At 62.6% G+C, this 15,764-nt stretch carries 15 protein-coding genes; 3 read left to right on the top strand and 12 right to left on the bottom strand.

What is annotated here, in order from left to right; all coding sequences use genetic code 11:
- Window positions 1-12 precede the first annotated feature (12 nt).
- From rfbC to U1700_RS08755, 4 genes are read right to left on the bottom strand one after another with little or no spacing between them, the layout of a single operon-like run.
- Complete coding sequence (rfbC, locus tag U1700_RS08740; RefSeq protein WP_332751977.1) at window positions 13-567, bottom strand: dTDP-4-dehydrorhamnose 3,5-epimerase; 555 nt, start codon at window positions 565-567, stop codon at window positions 13-15.
- Window positions 560-1,441 (bottom strand): glucose-1-phosphate thymidylyltransferase RfbA, encoded by an 882-nt coding sequence (gene rfbA / locus U1700_RS08745; protein ID WP_332751979.1) that lies wholly within the window; start codon window positions 1,439-1,441, stop codon window positions 560-562. Before rfbA ends, rfbC begins: the two co-directional genes overlap by 8 nt.
- Window positions 1,442-1,445: 4 nt before the next feature.
- Complete coding sequence (locus U1700_RS08750) at window positions 1,446-2,819, bottom strand: EpsG family protein (protein WP_332751980.1); 1,374 nt, start codon at window positions 2,817-2,819, stop codon at window positions 1,446-1,448.
- Window positions 2,820-2,984, bottom strand: coding sequence for a hypothetical protein (locus U1700_RS08755; protein WP_332751981.1), 165 nt, complete (start codon window positions 2,982-2,984; stop codon window positions 2,820-2,822).
- 30 nt (window positions 2,985-3,014) lie between these two features.
- Here U1700_RS08755 and U1700_RS08760 point away from each other — a divergent pair, with 30 nt between their 5' ends.
- Both U1700_RS08760 and U1700_RS08765 read left to right on the top strand, forming a co-directional pair.
- A complete protein-coding gene (locus tag U1700_RS08760; RefSeq protein ID WP_332751982.1) occupies window positions 3,015-3,149 on the top strand; it encodes a hypothetical protein in 135 nt (44 codons plus the stop codon).
- A 33-nt stretch (window positions 3,150-3,182) separates the two neighbouring features.
- Window positions 3,183-5,042: an asparagine synthetase B family protein gene (locus U1700_RS08765; RefSeq protein WP_332751984.1), complete on the top strand. Its 1,860-nt coding sequence runs from the start codon at window positions 3,183-3,185 to the stop codon at window positions 5,040-5,042.
- Here U1700_RS08765 and U1700_RS08770 read toward each other — a convergent pair.
- Window positions 5,039-5,932, bottom strand: a complete 894-nt coding sequence (locus U1700_RS08770; RefSeq protein ID WP_332751986.1) for a hypothetical protein — start codon at window positions 5,930-5,932, stop codon at window positions 5,039-5,041. The two genes, U1700_RS08765 and U1700_RS08770, sit on opposite strands and share 4 nt — an antisense overlap.
- Before the next feature lie 38 nt (window positions 5,933-5,970).
- On the bottom strand, window positions 5,971-6,402 hold the full coding sequence (locus tag U1700_RS08775) for a lasso peptide biosynthesis B2 protein (RefSeq protein ID WP_332751988.1): 432 nt from the start codon (window positions 6,400-6,402) through the stop codon (window positions 5,971-5,973).
- Window positions 6,403-6,471: 69 nt separating this feature from the next.
- Between U1700_RS08775 and U1700_RS08780 the strand changes: the two genes are divergently transcribed.
- Entirely contained in the window at window positions 6,472-7,593 is a 1,122-nt protein-coding gene (locus tag U1700_RS08780) for a nucleotidyltransferase domain-containing protein (RefSeq protein WP_332751990.1), read from the top strand.
- Here the strand turns inward: U1700_RS08780 and U1700_RS08785 are convergent.
- The 6 genes from U1700_RS08785 to U1700_RS08810 all read right to left on the bottom strand — a co-directional run bounded on the left by U1700_RS08785 (window position 7,590) and on the right by U1700_RS08810 (window position 15,247).
- Window positions 7,590-8,957 carry an O-antigen ligase family protein gene (locus tag U1700_RS08785; protein WP_332751992.1) on the bottom strand — a complete coding sequence of 456 codons (1,368 nt, stop codon included), beginning with the start codon at window positions 8,955-8,957 and terminating at the stop codon, window positions 7,590-7,592. The genes U1700_RS08780 and U1700_RS08785 overlap by 4 nt on opposite strands.
- Before the next feature lie 16 nt (window positions 8,958-8,973).
- Window positions 8,974-10,176: a hypothetical protein gene (locus U1700_RS08790; RefSeq protein WP_332751993.1), complete on the bottom strand. Its 1,203-nt coding sequence runs from the start codon at window positions 10,174-10,176 to the stop codon at window positions 8,974-8,976.
- Window positions 10,145-12,385 carry a GumC family protein gene (locus U1700_RS08795; protein ID WP_332751995.1) on the bottom strand — a complete coding sequence of 747 codons (2,241 nt, stop codon included), beginning with the start codon at window positions 12,383-12,385 and terminating at the stop codon, window positions 10,145-10,147. Before U1700_RS08795 ends, U1700_RS08790 begins: the two co-directional genes overlap by 32 nt.
- Window positions 12,386-12,462: 77 nt before the next feature.
- Window positions 12,463-13,185 (bottom strand): polysaccharide biosynthesis/export family protein, encoded by a 723-nt coding sequence (locus U1700_RS08800; RefSeq protein ID WP_332751997.1) that lies wholly within the window; start codon window positions 13,183-13,185, stop codon window positions 12,463-12,465.
- 81 nt (window positions 13,186-13,266) lie between these two features.
- Window positions 13,267-14,064: a metallophosphoesterase family protein gene (locus U1700_RS08805; protein ID WP_332751999.1), complete on the bottom strand. Its 798-nt coding sequence runs from the start codon at window positions 14,062-14,064 to the stop codon at window positions 13,267-13,269.
- A gap of 4 nt (window positions 14,065-14,068) precedes the next feature.
- On the bottom strand, window positions 14,069-15,247 hold the full coding sequence (locus U1700_RS08810) for a glycosyltransferase family 4 protein (protein WP_332752000.1): 1,179 nt from the start codon (window positions 15,245-15,247) through the stop codon (window positions 14,069-14,071).
- Between the last annotated feature and the right edge of the window lie 517 nt (window positions 15,248-15,764).

The following is a 15,764-nucleotide window of genomic DNA, read 5'->3' on the forward strand; positions in this document are numbered from 1 at the left end:
GTATTTACCTTATCAAAAGCCCGACACGACGTCGGCCAGCAACGGCGCCGCGCGGTCCTTGTCGGACAGGATCAATTTGTCCGCCGCGACCGGCCAGTCGATCGCAATTGCCGGGTCGTCGAATCGTATCGACCGGTCATGATCTGCCGAATAGGGCCGGCTGACCTTATACTGGACCTCGGTGTCGGGCTCCAGCGTCAGGAAGCCGTGAGCAAACCCCTCGGGGATCAGGATCTGGTTCCAACTATCCGCCGAGACGAGAAGCGAGACATATTTGCCAAAGCTTTCCGAGCCCCGTCGAAGATCGACCGCGACGTCGAAGATCGACCCGCGCGTGACCCGGACCAACTTTTCCTGGGCGAACGGCGGCGTCTGGAAATGCAGCCCGCGGAGCACCCCGGCGCGGCGCGAGAGCGAGTGATTCTCCTGCACGAACTGCGTCGCCAGCCCGGCATTAGCCCAGCTGTAGGCGTTCCACACTTCGGAGAAAAAGCCGCGCTCGTCGGCGAAGCGCGTGGTGCGGATCTCGCACACGTCGGCAATATCGAGCGCGCGGACCTCAATCATTAGCGACCTCGTCGGCGCGGCGGCGCAGATAGGAGGCATAGTCGGTCTTGCCAAGCGCGTCGGCGCGGCGGCGGACGTCGTCGGGGGTGAGATAGCCAAGCTCAAGCCCGATCTCCTCGAGGCACATCACCTTGAGACCCTGACGATGCTCGATCGTGCGAACGAATGACGAGGCATCGTGAAGGCTTTCGTGGGTGCCGGTGTCGAGCCAGGCATGGCCGCGGCCGAGGCGGACGACATGTAATTCCCCCATCTCGAGATAGGCGCGATTGACATCGGTGATCTCGAGCTCGCCGCGCTCCGACGGGGCAAGGTCGGCAGCAATCCGGACCACTCGATTATCGTAGAAATAAAGCCCCGTAACTGCCCAGTTCGACTTCGGGGCGGTCGGCTTTTCCTCGATTGACGTCGCCGCGCCGCTGGCCAGGTCGAAGCTGATCACGCCATAGCGTTCGGGATCCTCGACCCGGTACGCGAACACGGTGGCGCCCGAACGTTGATCGGTAGCGGCGCGCAGCCGTTCGGCCAGGCCGGCCCCGTAAAAGATATTGTCGCCTAGGATCAGCGCGACGGGGTCGCTGCCAATGAACGAGGCGCCGATGATGAAGGCTTCGGCCAGCCCGTTCGGCGCAGCTTGCTCGGCATAGCTGAGCGTTATGCCATAGGTTGAACCGTCGCCCAGCAGCGCCTCGAACCGCGGCACGTCCTGCGGGGTCGAGATGATCAATATATCGCGGATGCCCGCCAGCATCAGCGCGCCGAGCGGATAATAGACCATCGGCTTGTCATAGACCGGGAGCAATTGCTTGGAGACCGCGATTGTCGCGGGGAATAGGCGACTTCCTGTCCCTCCTGCCAGAATGATGCCCTTCATGATCTTAACCCCCGAACAACGGATAGACCCGATACGGGATCGATGAGCTAGCGTTGACGCCATAGCCTAGGAACACAATCAGGATCAGCGCTGAATAACCGACGATCAGGATCGTCCACCCCTTAGCGTCGCGTCCATCCTTCGAAAACATCATCGGAAGCCAGCTGAGCGCATAGGTCTGCAGCGGAAACAGATAGAGACCAAAGCGATCGAGCGCGGTCGACGAGGTAACCACGGCAGCAGCGGGCAGGCAGGCGATCGCTAGCCACGACATGTTCGTCCAGAATTTGATCTCATGCTCGCCCAAGACCGGGAACCGCCTTCGAAGGATCAGATAAGGGATCGCCGCCGCCAAATTCATTAGCACCCGATAAATTGTTCCGGAGGACTGAATCTGCTTCGTGCCATAACGGATGGTATAGACGTCAAAAGTCGAGGACAGCACATAATAGCCGACGAGCGCGGTGAGCAGGATGATCAACGCAGCCTGAAATTTGTTGCGACTGAACGACAGGCCTGCAACCCCAAGCATCACGATCGCGCTGGCATGAAAACTGGCAGCCGCAAATAGCCACATGATCGCCGCGACGAGGCGCCGTTCGCGATAGGCAACGATCGACAGATAAAATAATCCGATTGCCGACGCCTGGCGAATGCCGCTCATCGCGATAACGAAGATCAGATAGGGCAAGGCAATGACCACCGTCAGCCACGGATTGGGCATTTCGCGCGCGAACCGGCCGAGCCCGACCATGAAGATGATCGCGCAGATGAGGTTGAGCAGCCACATCTCGACGTCGATCTGATGCAACGCCCAGACGAGGGTGTAGAAGCCGCGATCGATCGCCTCGAGCATCTTGCTCAGACTCAAAAACGTCGTGTTCTTGTAGATCAGCTCATAGCCGTCATAGTCGGCGCCGGTCTGATATCGCATGCCGACGAACAGGGTCAGGCCGCACAACAGGGCAAGCATCACCGGCCCCAGCCGGTGCCGGACCTCAAATCGATGGGAAATCGAACCCAGCGCGAATGGTAAAAACACAAGCCAGTAAGGAAGCATGTCGACCCTGACGTTTGCCCACCGGCACCTGTCTGAACGCGAGCTATAAGGGCCTCCGCCAGCCGATGTCCAGCGCGCCGACATCATCGCGGGGCTTGATTTGCCCAGCAGGAACATCGACATGGCGGATGGTCGCGCTGCGAAAACCCCTTTCGCCACGACCCCGACGGAGCCGAATCCTTGATCTATGAGCGCGCGACATTGTTGATGGAGGCAGAGCTTGGCGACGAGCTGGTCGGGCTCCAGCCAGACGCGGGCCTGTGCTATGGATTCAACGGTGTAGCCAAGCGGGTGTGGCGACTCCTCGATCAGCCGCAATCATTTGAAGCGCTCGAAACGGTTCTGCTCGATGAATATGACGTCGCGCCGGACAAGTGCGCCGCCGAATTGCGTGAATTGCTCGCCGATTTTATCGATAAGAAGTTGATAATCGCTCGTTAATGGACTACTCCCAAGCAAGCCTGTGAACATCGCGCTGGTCACATCCAGCCGTCATTTGAGTAAGGACGCCGTATGACCAAGAAAGTCTGGAACAAGCCCGAGCTCAAGAAGGTTTGGGACAAGCCCACGCTTTCGACCCTGTCGGCGGGTGCTGCCGAAAAAAGCAGCGCCAATAATCGTCCCGATGGCGGCACCAACAAATCCTAACTGGGCCTGCGCTGACATATCCCCACTGCTAGCGTGGCCCTTTTAACGGGTGCGGTCGATTTCGACAGTTCGTTGGACTTGCGCTCGATTTGCGAGCGAATCGATCTTGGTTTTGCAGCCGGAGATCCTCACGTTGAAACGTTTGAATCTGCGTATTTTTCGGCATCTGGCTCCAGCCGCGCACTCCATGGTAACGATCGAGCGCTGATATTGGCTGACGCCCGGCTCGATAACCGGGTTGAAGTCATGCGCGCGCTCGCGATGGACGGTAGTCCATCGGATGCGGAATTGATCCTGGCGGCCTGGAGCCATCTCGGCGCCAAGGCGCTGAACCTAATTGTCGGTGATTTCGCCTTCGCGATTTTCGATCGAGGATCGCGCAAGCTAATCCTGGTTCGCGACGCGGCAGGTCAACGCCCACTTTTCTACCGGTTCGGCGGTCGCGGCGCGGCTTTTAGCTCACTGGCTCACCCTCTGCGCTGGTTGGGCGGGGCGCCGCCCAGCCTGCGATCTCTTGCCGATAGCCTCCTCTTCCTCGGCAGTCCGGACCTGCCGACCTTCTTTAAGGACATATACTGCGTTCCGATCGGGAAAATGGTCGAGATCGACGCGACCGGCTGCCGGTACCATAATTGGTGGGACCCCCGGACCGACAGCGACGACTTTGCAAGAGACTTTCCGGATCCGATAGAAGCCTATCGAGGCATGCTCGACGATGCGGTGCGATGCCGCATGGGTTCGTCGACACCTGTCGCGACGCATCTGAGCTCGGGCTATGACAGTTCCGCCGTCACCGCCACGGCCGCGCGGCTTGCCAAGCACCCTGACGCTGTCCTTGCCTTCACTTCCGTTCCGGCCGCCAATTTCGAAGCGCCCTTCGTCAAAGGCAGGGTAGCCGATGAATTCAGAGTCGCCGCCACCGTCGCCGATCTATACGGAATTCGGCACATTCGCGTCCCGCCAAGACCCAATTTGTTCGATTTCATTCGCGATTACAGTCGGCGAGTTCATCGTCCGGTGTTCGTGCCGATCAACATTAGCTGGTGGACCGACATTCGCGAGCGAGCCGCCGAATTGGGGGCGGCGCATATCTTGACCGGCCAGAATGGTAATCTCAGTGTTAGTGCCGGGGGATATGCTGCCTTTTCCGACTATTTACAGCGACGCGACTGGTCCGGATTGCTCCGGGAGATACGCGCAGGCGTCAGGCGTCAGGACATGACGATGCGCGGGGTATTATTCAACAGCTTCAAACCGTGGATTCCGACCGTCTTTGCGACCCAACTTCGCCAAGCGTTTCTCGGTACCGATCTTGAAAACGAATTTCTGCGTCCTCGATGGCGCGATCCGGCGCGAATAGAAGCGGTCGAACGCCAGTTCCCCAAAACCTATGCCGCAACGCGGGTAGCCGTTTATCGATTGGATGACCCCGCCGTTCTGGCCAAAGAGGCGCTGATCGATCACGGGATCGAGGAAAACGATCCTACTGCTGACCGCCGGTTCGTCGAATTCAGCCTCAGATGGCCACCGGAATTACTGCTCTTTCGCGGCAAGTCTCGCGCCCTTGCTCGCGACGCACTTGCCGATCGTTTGCCCGCCGAGCTTCTCGATTCGCCGGTGCGCGGGTTGCAGTCGGCTGACTGGCACCTTCATGTCAGCCAGGTGCAGGCGCGAGACCTGCTCGCCGAAATGCGCGGCAACACCAATGCCGAGCGGCTGTTCGATCTCGATGTCATGTCGGAAGCGATCGATCGCTGGCCCGATCGCGAACTCGGTGATCCGGCAGTGCAATTTCGCTACGGCGTCCAGCTCGTGTCGGCGCTCATGGCTGGACTTTTCCTCGCCCAGCACTCCTCGCACCCCGACGACAACCGCCCTTCTATGCTCGTTTAGCGTTGCGCCGACATTCGCGACAATCCCCTCACATGATCGAGCAGCGCCGCATTTTCCTCATCTATCGCCGCCACGTCCCACCGCCGTCGCGCGAGGAACACCGGGACCGCCTGGATCAGCTGCAGGCATGACCGCCAGTGGGCTTCCTGCCCGCCGATGACCGCCAGATAGCCGCCGCGATAGCTGTGCGCGAACAGCGCCTGCGCCGCCGCTATCCCGACCAGCGGCTCGACCGCAAACGCGTCGCCCTGCTCAAGGACATAAAGCGCCGCCACCGGCAGCGGCGCATTGGCGCTCTTGGCGGCCGGCACCGCGACGTCAAACTTGTCATAGTCGTCGTCGCCAAAATAACTGCGCGGATGGTCGGCTGCGTCGCGTCCCGACCGCTCGAGCGCGTCGCGCCACAGGCGGTAACGCGGCAGCCCGGGCATCGCCAGCGGCCGTCCGTCCTCCCCGAACCCCACCACGCACACATCGTCCGACAGGATCCGCGCCCCGCGATCGTTCAACCACGCCGCCAGCGTCGACTTCCCCGCCCCGGACTTGCCAAGAAACGCCACCGCGCGGCCGTCGATCTCGATCGCGTTGGCGTGGAGCGGGAGCAACCCGCGCTGATAGATCAGGATCGCCGACGCCGAGCCGAGCAGGAACAGCCGGACATTGGCCTCCGGAGCGTCCGGCAGCGCGTCGATGGTGATCGTCTTACCGCCGACGACATGGAAGCGCGCAACATCAGGCACCTCCAGCGTCGCGCCGTTCCCGGCCACCGCCACGCCGTCGACTGCGCCCGGGCCCGCTGCGGCCACCGCACCACGAGCGATGGTCACGTCGACCGCTTCTCCATCCGGCTCAGCCTCGAATAATTCGGGCAGCTCAATTTCGCTCGCCACCCGCAGTCCGAACAATCGATAGCAGCACAAGCGCGGCGTCACGGGTAGGTCGCAACCGTCATGAAGATATTGTCGTGCTGCTCGCCGATCAGCGCGCGGCCATCGGCCGACACCCAGACGTGTGCCGCCAGCCGGTCGGTCTCGTCCTTGCCGATGGCGTAATGAAGCCGGGCATCGATTCCGCGCCGCCGCACCATCCGCTGGAGCGCCAGTCCCTGCTGGAAGCAGACGGTTCGAAACGGTAGGATCCGTGCTGCCGCCCCGACCGTCCATGACAACTCATCGGCCAGGGCAGTCGCATTTTCGCGCGGCTCGCCTAGCGGCACCGCGCCGAAATTGACCGCACGCCGAAAGGACAAGAAGCGGATCGCGGCGGCGGCGGCGGCCAATGCAGCAATTGCTTCGACCAGCAGCAAATTGCCCGACCAGCCCAGGCTTGCCACATGCCGTATCTGTCGGATCACTTTCATCCCTGTGGCGTTGGCGGCTCGCCACAATCAAGGCAATACAAATAAGCGGGCCAAGTCTAGGCTATTGGCATGGACCGCGCCCCTCCGATCATTGCTTGGACGCCGCCTTCCTTGTCGTCCGAATTTCGCCTACTGGCGCGCTGTTGCCACGCCAATTTCAAAAGTCGGATTACCCCTGGGGCAAGACCCGACCATCAGCTCGACTGGGCGACTTTCCTCGCGCTTGTGACCCGCCACCGGGCCGCGGGCCTTGCTTGGCATGGGCTCAAGTCGCTCGGCATCGAGGCGCCACAGGCAATCGCGGTGAAACTTTCGGCGGCCGCCGCCACGACCGCCGACCATGGCCTTCGTGCCGCCTTGCTAAGCGGTCAGCTGCGCGACGCGTTTGCCGCGCGCGACATCCCCCTGCTGTTCCTCAAGGGACTGGTGGTCGGCGCGCTAGCTTATGGCGACCCGTTTCGGAAAATGGCTTGGGACATCGACATTTTCGTTGCGCCTGACCGGCTGACCGACGCATGCGCGGTGTTGCGCGACATGGGTCATCGCCCGGCTCACCCCGCTGGCAGCGACGACGACATCGTCCGCTGGCACAAACAGTCAAAGGAATCGATTTGGACCAGTGCCGACCGGCGGATGACGGTCGAGCTTCACACCGGGCTGAGCGACCATGCCGCGCTGTTACCGGCGATGGGCATTCCGGCGCAGCCCACGCTGGTCGAGATCCTGCCCGGCTCGTCGCTCGCCACCCTGCCGTCCGACGAGCAATTCGCCTATCTGTGCGTCCATGGCGCGTCGAGCGCCTGGTTCCGGCTGAAATGGATCGCCGATCTCGCCGGAACGATCAGTGGCGCGTCGGAGCTCGAGCTTGGCCGGCTGCTCGTCTCGGCGAAGCGGCTCGGCGCGGGTCGATCGGCGGCGCAGGCCTTGCTCCTCGCCTGTTGGCTGTTCCCGATCCTTGCCGAAGACGCGCCGCTCGCCCGGGCGCTGCGCTCGGATCGCGTCGCGACCTGGCTCGCTGCTCGCTCGCTGGCCCAGCTCTGCGGGCCCGAGCCTAGGTCACGCCGGTTCGGCACCGCGACCATCCACCTGACCCAACTTATGCTCACCCCGCGCGTTGGCGATGGCCTCGCCGAATTTGCCCGGCAGTTGCGCGCGCCGCTCAGACGACGCGCCTTCAGGTTCGACGATTAAACCACCACGTGGCGGGTCGGGCGGAGCTGTTTTTCGCTGTTGGCCGATCGTCTGGGTTGGACCAGCATCGACAGCGCCATGGCGAAACTTGCCGCAATGGCGCTGGTCCGCAGCGGAAAATCGACCAGGCTGTGGACCATGATCATCCCCGCGGCGATCGCACCTGCAACCGCGAACGGATCGCGGCCGGCGCCGCGCCACAACGACACGCACATCATTCCGAACCAGCCGAGGAAGGCGACCACCAACAGCATCCCCGGGATCCCGGTCTCGATCAGCAGTTCGAGATAATCGTCATGGGCATGATTGACGAAGATGGTCGGGTCGATCGCCTGGGGGTTTTCCTTCATCCGATAGACGCGCTCGAAGCTGCCTATACCCGATCCGACCGGCAGATAATCGCGCGCGACCGCCATTCCGGTCGTCAGGAAGGTCTGCCGGGTCGACAGCGACACCGCCGTGTCATGATCGACCTGTCGACCGTCAAGCGGCACCGCGAGTAGCGTGACGAAGGCGAGACACGCGACCAGCGCGCCCGCGCCAATCCCGACGCCAAGCCACTTGGGCGGCTTGACCACGATCAGTGCGCTCAGCAGCACCACCGGGATCGCCAGTCCAAGCCCGGCCAGCGACTTGTTGAGCAACAGCCCGACAAGGACCAGCAGGATACCGGCCACCGAAATCACCAGAGCCGCCTGGCGCCGCTGGGCCGATCGCGCCGATTCGTTCAACCGCGATCGAAGCAGCGCCGCCAGGAACGGCAAATTGGCCAGCAGCAAGGTCGCCATGAAATTGGGATTGGCAAAAAATCCGCTCGCGCCGTTGAGGTCGTATTCGGGCTGGAGGTAAAAACGCCCGGTCGAATTCGCCCCGCTCGTCTGGAGCAGGCCGAGCCCCAGGCCGAGCACCGCGCCGATCAGCAGCGCCACCGCTAGCCCGGTCCGTGTGTAGGCACGCAGCCACAGGATCGCGACGAGCAGCGCGAGCGGCGGCAGCAATGCCCGCCCCGCAGTAATCGTGTCATAGGGCGCCAGCGACAAGGGCTGCCACCCCGGCTGCAGTCCCAATAGTTTCAGTCCGTCGGCTACCGGCTCGCGTCCCGGCAAGGCATTCCACAGTGCCGGCGGCAATGGCACAAGGTGGATCGCGACCAGCACCACCATCGCCCCGGCGAACCACAGCAATTGGCGCACTTCCACGCCGAGTGGCCGCTGCTGCCACTCGACCACTCCCCAGGCAAGAATCGCCAGTGCGGCCAGCTGCAGGATCAGGCCGAGCCACACCGTCTGGGTACTCCCGCCAAGCAGCAGGCACGCCAAAAGATAGGCGGGGGCGACCAGCGCGCGCAGTTTTCCGCCGCTCATGACCATTTTTTATCTTTCAAGGAACACGCCTCAGGTCGATCGGCGACAGCGTTACATCAAGCGTCTCGGGCATTTCGCCCGGGGTAGAGACGAGCGCGACCTGCTGCGCGCGGCAATCGCCAGGCACTTCGATCCGCCCCAGTGCCCCGCCTCGCCCGATCGCGACCGAGCCAATCTTGCGCTGTGTGCCAAGGCAGGTGAACTGCCAGCTCAGGACCGCCGGATCGCCGCTGCCGGGCGACACCTTCTGCGCGAACACATAGGCCCCCGGCGCGAGCAGCGCGGTCTGGGACAATATGCCCACCGCGTCCCCGCCGTAGGAGGTAAGGTGAAGACCTCCCGCCGGGTCGGCAACGGCCTCGCCCGCCGTCCCAATACCGACCGTCCAGCCAAAGGGCGGCGGCAATTCCAGCCTGAAGCCGGGATCGAATATCAGCGGCCGGTTGGCAAGGGCAACTCCATGCGCCGAGGCCCACAAGGCGAACGCGCGATCATATTGGCCCGCGCCGACCAGGCTCGCCGTCATCACCGGCACCCAGTCCTTCGAGCTTTGCGGTGTTCGCAGGCCCATCACATAATCGAGATTGGCGGCGTCGGTCGACAGCGCGCGCATCACATTGTCGCGCAGTTCGGGGTTCTGGGCGACCAGCGCGCGGACCATCCCCGGCCCACCCGCCTGCTTGACGACCTCGGCGATTTTCGGCGCCAGTGCGCCGGCGCTGTTCGGCACGAGATGGATCAGCCGGCCAAGTTCGGTCAGGCTTTGCGTGGGCTGTCCGACTGTCTGATAATGCGCCGACAGAAATAGGTGCGGCGCAGTGGCGCGCGGATCGCGGTCTGCGGCGGCGACCAGCAACGGCCCTGCGGCCGCTTCATGGCCCGATGTCTGAGCCTTAACCGCCGCCACAAGGAACGGTTCGATCCGCAGCGGCGAGCGCCGCACCGCCTCGATTACCGGGTCGGTCAGGGCATCGTCGACCGGGCGCTTCGCTGCGGCCGCCTGCCCAATCGCCGTCATGCGCTCGGCGATAAGCGCGTCGGGATGTCCCGGCCACGCCAACAGCGCCTGCGCCGGGCGGTCGGGCATGCTTGCCCTGACCACGGCGTCACGGATGACGACCAGACCGACTAAGACCAGTCCGGCAAGCGCGAACGCCTGACCCTTGTTCACGATCTGCTCCGACCGGTCAGGCGGGAAGGTCGGCGTTGGCATCGGCATCGGCCGCGCTTGGGAACATCATGATCTCGCGGACCGCCCGTTCCTCGATCGTGGCCTGCTTTTCCTTATAACCATAATAGCCATAGCGACCCATGTCACCGGTTGCCTTGGTCAACACCGCGCCGAGCACATGCGCACCGGTATTGCGCAGCATCGCCAGCGACTCGAGCGCGCCCGCCGTCCGTGTCTTGCCGCTCTCGATCGCGAACAGCACGTTGTTGGCAATTGACGCGAGCAGCAGCGCATCGGCCAGCCCCATCACTGGCGGGGAGTCGACCACGACCATGTCATAGCGCGTTTCCAGCTCGCGCAGCAGCGCTGCCGCCCGGCGCGACGACAAGAGGTCGGCTGGGTTCGGCGGAATCGGTCCGGCGGGCAGGAGGTGGAGGTTTTCGAACTGCGTTTCCGAAATATGGTCGGCCGCGTTGCGTGATTCCCCGGTCAGCAAAAACGTCAGACCGACATCGTCGCTCGCCGCCTTGAACACTGGCTTGCGCAAGTCGGCGTCGATCAGCAGCACACGATAGCCGAGCCGCGCGAGAATTTGCGCAAGCGCAAGGCTGGTCGACGACTTGCCTTCGCTCGGCCTTGTGCTGGTGACCATCATCGTGCGCGGTAGCCCTTCTTCGGTGCTGAACCGAAGCGAGGTAAGCACCGAAGCATAGGCCTCGCTAATTTCCGACCGCTGGTTTTTAAGGCTGTTGGCGAATTCCTTGCTGTCGATCTTCGGAATCGCGCCCAGACACGCCATGTTGAGCTTCACGCGGACATCCTCGCGCGTCTTGACGGTGTCATAGAGCGTCTCGAGCGCAATTGCCGCGCCGATGCCGGCCAGCAATCCGATGATCAGGCCGATCGCCAGGTTCTTGAGCAGGTTAGGCTTGAACGGTCCACCGGGAACTTCGGCATGATCGACGATCGACACTGGCGACGAACCGATCCCGGCGGCGACACCAACCTCCTTGTAGCGCTGGAGAAGCGCATCATAGAGGCTCCGATTGGTGTCGGCCTCGCGCTGGAGAATATTATACTGGATGCTGCGCCCGCGCAGGTTGAGCACCGATCCCTTGAGCGAAGATACTTTGGACTGGAGCGCGCGCTCGGCGGCGGCAGCGCTGCGATATTCACCGAGAAGCGTATTGCTGCGGCTCGACGACACTTGCGACGATTCGCGGGCGATCTGGCGATCAATCTCGTTGATCTGCGCCTGCAGGCTCAGCATGTCGGGGTGGTCGGGCTTCATCAGCGTGCGCTTCTGCTGATATTCCGCCTGAAGCCCGGCACGACTTCCACGGAGGCCCGACGTGCTCGAGGTGACGTCAGACGTCGCGCCGACGGAGGTTCCTTGGCGATAGGCGCTTTCAGCCTCCATCCGCTTGGCCGTGGCCGCACCCAGCGCCGAATTGATCGCGACCAGCGATTCGCCCTGCAGCGAATTGACGTCCCCGGTCGATCCCCCGTTCTTACCGGCGCCACCGGTGTTGATGATGCCTTCGGACTGGGCATAGGCAACCAGGTCTCGCTCGGATTTTTCCAGGTCGCCGCGGGTCTTGGCGATCTGCTGGCTGAGGAATTTTCGTGCATAGGAAGAGGCGTCATAGCGCCGCTGGAGTCCGCTGCTGATGAAGCTGTCGGCAATCTGGTTGGCAACTGCAGCCGCCAGTTGCGGGGATCGCGAAGTGTAGCTGAAGTCGATGAGTTCGCCGGTTTCGGGCGTGCTGACCTTGATCCCCGACGCCACGACATCGGTCGCGCGCTTCAGCCGGTCATTGGCGTCGCCGCCGGTCCCGACCACATCCTTGTTGCCCGCAAGGCCAAGGTCGCGCGCCGCGCGCTCGGCGATCGCGCGGCTCTTCAACAAGCCGATCTGCGTCGCGAGCATGTCGGTGCCATTACCGCCCTGTACAGTCTGGGGCGAATCCTTGCTGTCGGTAATCTGCACCGTCGGCGGATTTACCTCCATCGTGACCGTCGCGCGATACAGCGGAGTCGTCAGCATCGTCGCGACGATCCCCAAGACGATCCCGACCACGGTTGCGCCGGCCACCAGCCAGCGCCAGTGATACAGCGCGCGCGTAATCGCCGCGAGGTCGAGCCCGTTGCCCCCGTCACTGTCCGTATTCACATTCTCGAACGAAGGCGAGCGTTCGGTCCCCTCGTGGGGAACGATCCATTTCCCATCGGGCGATACGGGCATGTTACGGTTCACGACGTCTCACTTGAATGTCTTGTGTACGGGATCAAGTCGCTCGGCCCAAAAAAAGCAAAAGCCCTTCCGGACCAGGCTTAGAAGGGTTTGAAGATCGAGAACAAAGGCAAATTCTGGAAGATCTGCTTTTGCAGCGCCTTGATGCTTGACCCATCGATGATGATGATGTCCCCGGCATAGACCGGCGGATCGACCGCTTCGCCGCGACGGATCGCGACCAGGTCGAACGACGCCGCCTGGCGCTTGCCCCCGACCTGGCGGAAGATTGCGATACGGTGAGGATTGGCATCGGTCGTTGCGCCGCCGGCGGTCGCCACCGCCTGAAGGAGCGTGGTCGGCCCGTTGATCGGGAAGCTCCCGGAATGATTGACCGCGCCGTCGACCGTCAAATTGCGCCGCGTCGATGACTTGATTGCCACGCTGACATCGGGATGCTCGAGATATTTGGCGCCGAGCTTCTGCGCGAGTTTGTCATGAAGCTCGTCGGGGGTGAGGTCGGCGGCGAGAACGCTGCCGATCAAAGGCATCGAGATTTGCCCCATCAGGTCAACTTCATAGTCCCCCGACAGGTCGGGCATTTTAAACACCTTGATCCCCAGCGTATCCATCGGCGCGATCCGATAGGAGGACTCGAGCGGCACGAGCTTGGGCGCATCGGGCGCGCCGAGCGTCACATCATAGGGGATCGGCCCGCCACGCTTGTCGGCACAGGCGCCCAGCATCAGGCACAGCGTTGCTCCGCCAATACCCATTGCGGCGCGGCTCAACATCTTGGTCGAATGGAGATTATTGGTGGTCATGAGCGCTCCCGCAGAACCGTTTCGCAACCGACGATCCGTTCAATTCGGCTCTAAGCATATGAATCCCCTAAAGCAATGCAGCTAGCCGGGCGCCCCGGCCGCTTCGATCAGCCATCGCTTGTCGCCCTCCAGCCCGAGCGCGGTCAGGCGTCCGGTGGCATAGGCGCCCGTGTCGATCCCGATGCGGTTGGGCCGTTCGGCTACTTCGTCAGTAATGGTGTGGCCGTGGACAACAATGAAACCATGGTCGGAGTCGTCGCCAAGGAACGGTTCACGAATCCATCGCAGATCGCTTTGGCGCTGTTCGGCCAGGTCGACCCGCGGCCGGATCCCGGCATGGACAAACAGATAATCGCCGATGCGGATCGTGTCGGACAAGGATCGAAGGAACGCCTGGTGCTCGGGCGGGATCGCCGTGCGGATCAGTTGCATTCCAGCCTCGTCGCTCACTGCCTGCACCGCCTGGGGTTCGACGCCATAGCTTTGCAGGGTCTGGGCCCCGCCATATTTGAGCCAGCTCGGGATCAGCTCATATTCGCCTTCGAGCAGCCGCAGCAGAACCTCTTCGTGATTGCCGCTAAGAATGTGGAGCTCGGTATCGCGATCGGCAAAGCCGCGCAGCCGGTCGATTACCCCGCGCGACTGTGGCCCGCGATCGATGAGGTCACCCAGCATCACGATATGATTTCTGTCGTTGGGCCTGGCGACGATTTCAATGCGGATCTTGGCGAGCAACTCGTCGAGCAGGTCAAGCCGACCGTGAACATCGCCGATCGCATAGGCACGCACGCCGGCCGGGACGCGCGGCGTCGTGGACGAGCTGCGCTCGGCCTGGTCCTCGCGGCGGCGGAACTTCGAGAAAAACATACGTGCGATCACCGGATCATTCCAGTTCAGTCAGAGCCTTAACATAGGCCTGCGCTACGAGTTCCTCGCTGAACCTAAGCTCAACCATTTCCCGCGACCGCTGTCCCATCCGCGCGCGCTCGGCGGGGTTCGTTCGGGCCATCCTGACCATCGCGTCGCGCAAAGACGTCACGCTTCGAACGTCGCACAGCAAGCCATTGATTTCATGGGAGACGACATCCCGGCACCCGGGAACGTCGGTGGCAATCAGCGGTCGCCCCATCGCCGCCGCTTCGAGCAGGGTTCGCGGCAGGCCCTCGCGATACGACGGCAGCACCACCACGCTCGCCGCCGCAACATGGGGTCGAACGTCGCTCGCCTCACCAAGATAGTCGATCACCCCCTCGCCGACCCATTGGTCGAGTTCGGCCTGCGCGATCGCGGTACGATTGCCGTCGTCGATCGGGCCGAGCAGCGCGAACCGGGCATTTGGAAGCACACCTCGCGCCATCCGTGCCGCCGCGACATATTCTCGGATGCCCTTGTCACCGAGCAGCCGCGCGACCAACAGGAAACGCGTGACGTCACCGCTCGGCAAGGGCACCACTGCAAAGTGGGTCACGCTGATCCCCGACCCTGGCAGCAGCCGCGCCTGCTCCGCCCGTACCAACCCCGCATCGAGGAACAGCGCGCGGTCGTCGCCATTCTGAAAGAACACGACATGCGCGCGTCGGAAGGCGGCCTTGTATAGCAGCCGAACAAACCCGCCTAACAGCCGCCCGCCAAGGAAAGCAGTCCCCAACCCGCTGACGTTGAGGATCGCCGGTACCCCCGCCGCGCGCGCCGCCAGCGCGCCATAAAGATTCGGCTTGATCGTCCAGCCGAGGTAGGCGGTGGGGCGAACGGCTCGAAACAGGCGGCGATATGCACGCAGCAGCGTAAAATTTTCGACTGGGCTCATCCCCGACCGATGGATCTGGATCGGCACCACCTGCGCGGGCAGCGCAAAGCGTTCGCACTCGGCCTCGCCGGCAGGCGCCGCGACCACCAGCTCCCATCCCGCGCACGCAAGCGAATTAACCAGGTGAGAACGGAAATTCACGATATTCCATAGCGAGTTGGACGAGAGCAGTAAGCGTCCGCGCACCGGCGAGGAAGCTTTGGTCGGGGTCGAATTGAACGCGAAGTCCGGGTCAAGATGGCGTGGTGGCGTCATCTTCTGGCTCCTACCGTCACGGGAAGGCATGAAGCAATGGAATCAGCAGCGCGCTACAGCCATTCCCAGCCGAAATAATTCGGCGTTGCGCCTTCGGATGCGTCAAGATGCTAGCAGATAGAAATTAGCAGTTTGGATGCGAGCCACATCGTGATAAATAAGCCGCATCAAGCAAGTTTCGGCAAAAATGGTGCGCTGCGGCAGCACTTGGGTGGAACGAGTGGCTGTAATCGGTGTTTCTAGATAGAGATTTAAGGCGTGCGGGCTGGACACACCAACTCACTCTTGATAGTGGCCTGTGTTAGGGAGTTGAATACATGGCTAAAAAGTTAAACAGGTTGACGGCGCTTGTAGCGTTCATGTCGCTGACCTCAATGTCGACCTCTTCGTTTGCGGCCGACAATAGCGCTTCATGGGCAGCCCTCAGCGCGGCCACGACGTCGAGCGAGCAGAGCACTTGTTCCGCACATGTCGATGGCTACCCTGATCCCTGCACGCCCTTCTCTGCTTGGCTCCC

The sequence above is a fragment of the Sphingomonas sp. RB1R13 genome (genome assembly GCF_036663775.1).
In the GTDB taxonomy this organism is placed as follows: Bacteria; Pseudomonadota; Alphaproteobacteria; order Sphingomonadales; family Sphingomonadaceae; genus Sphingomicrobium.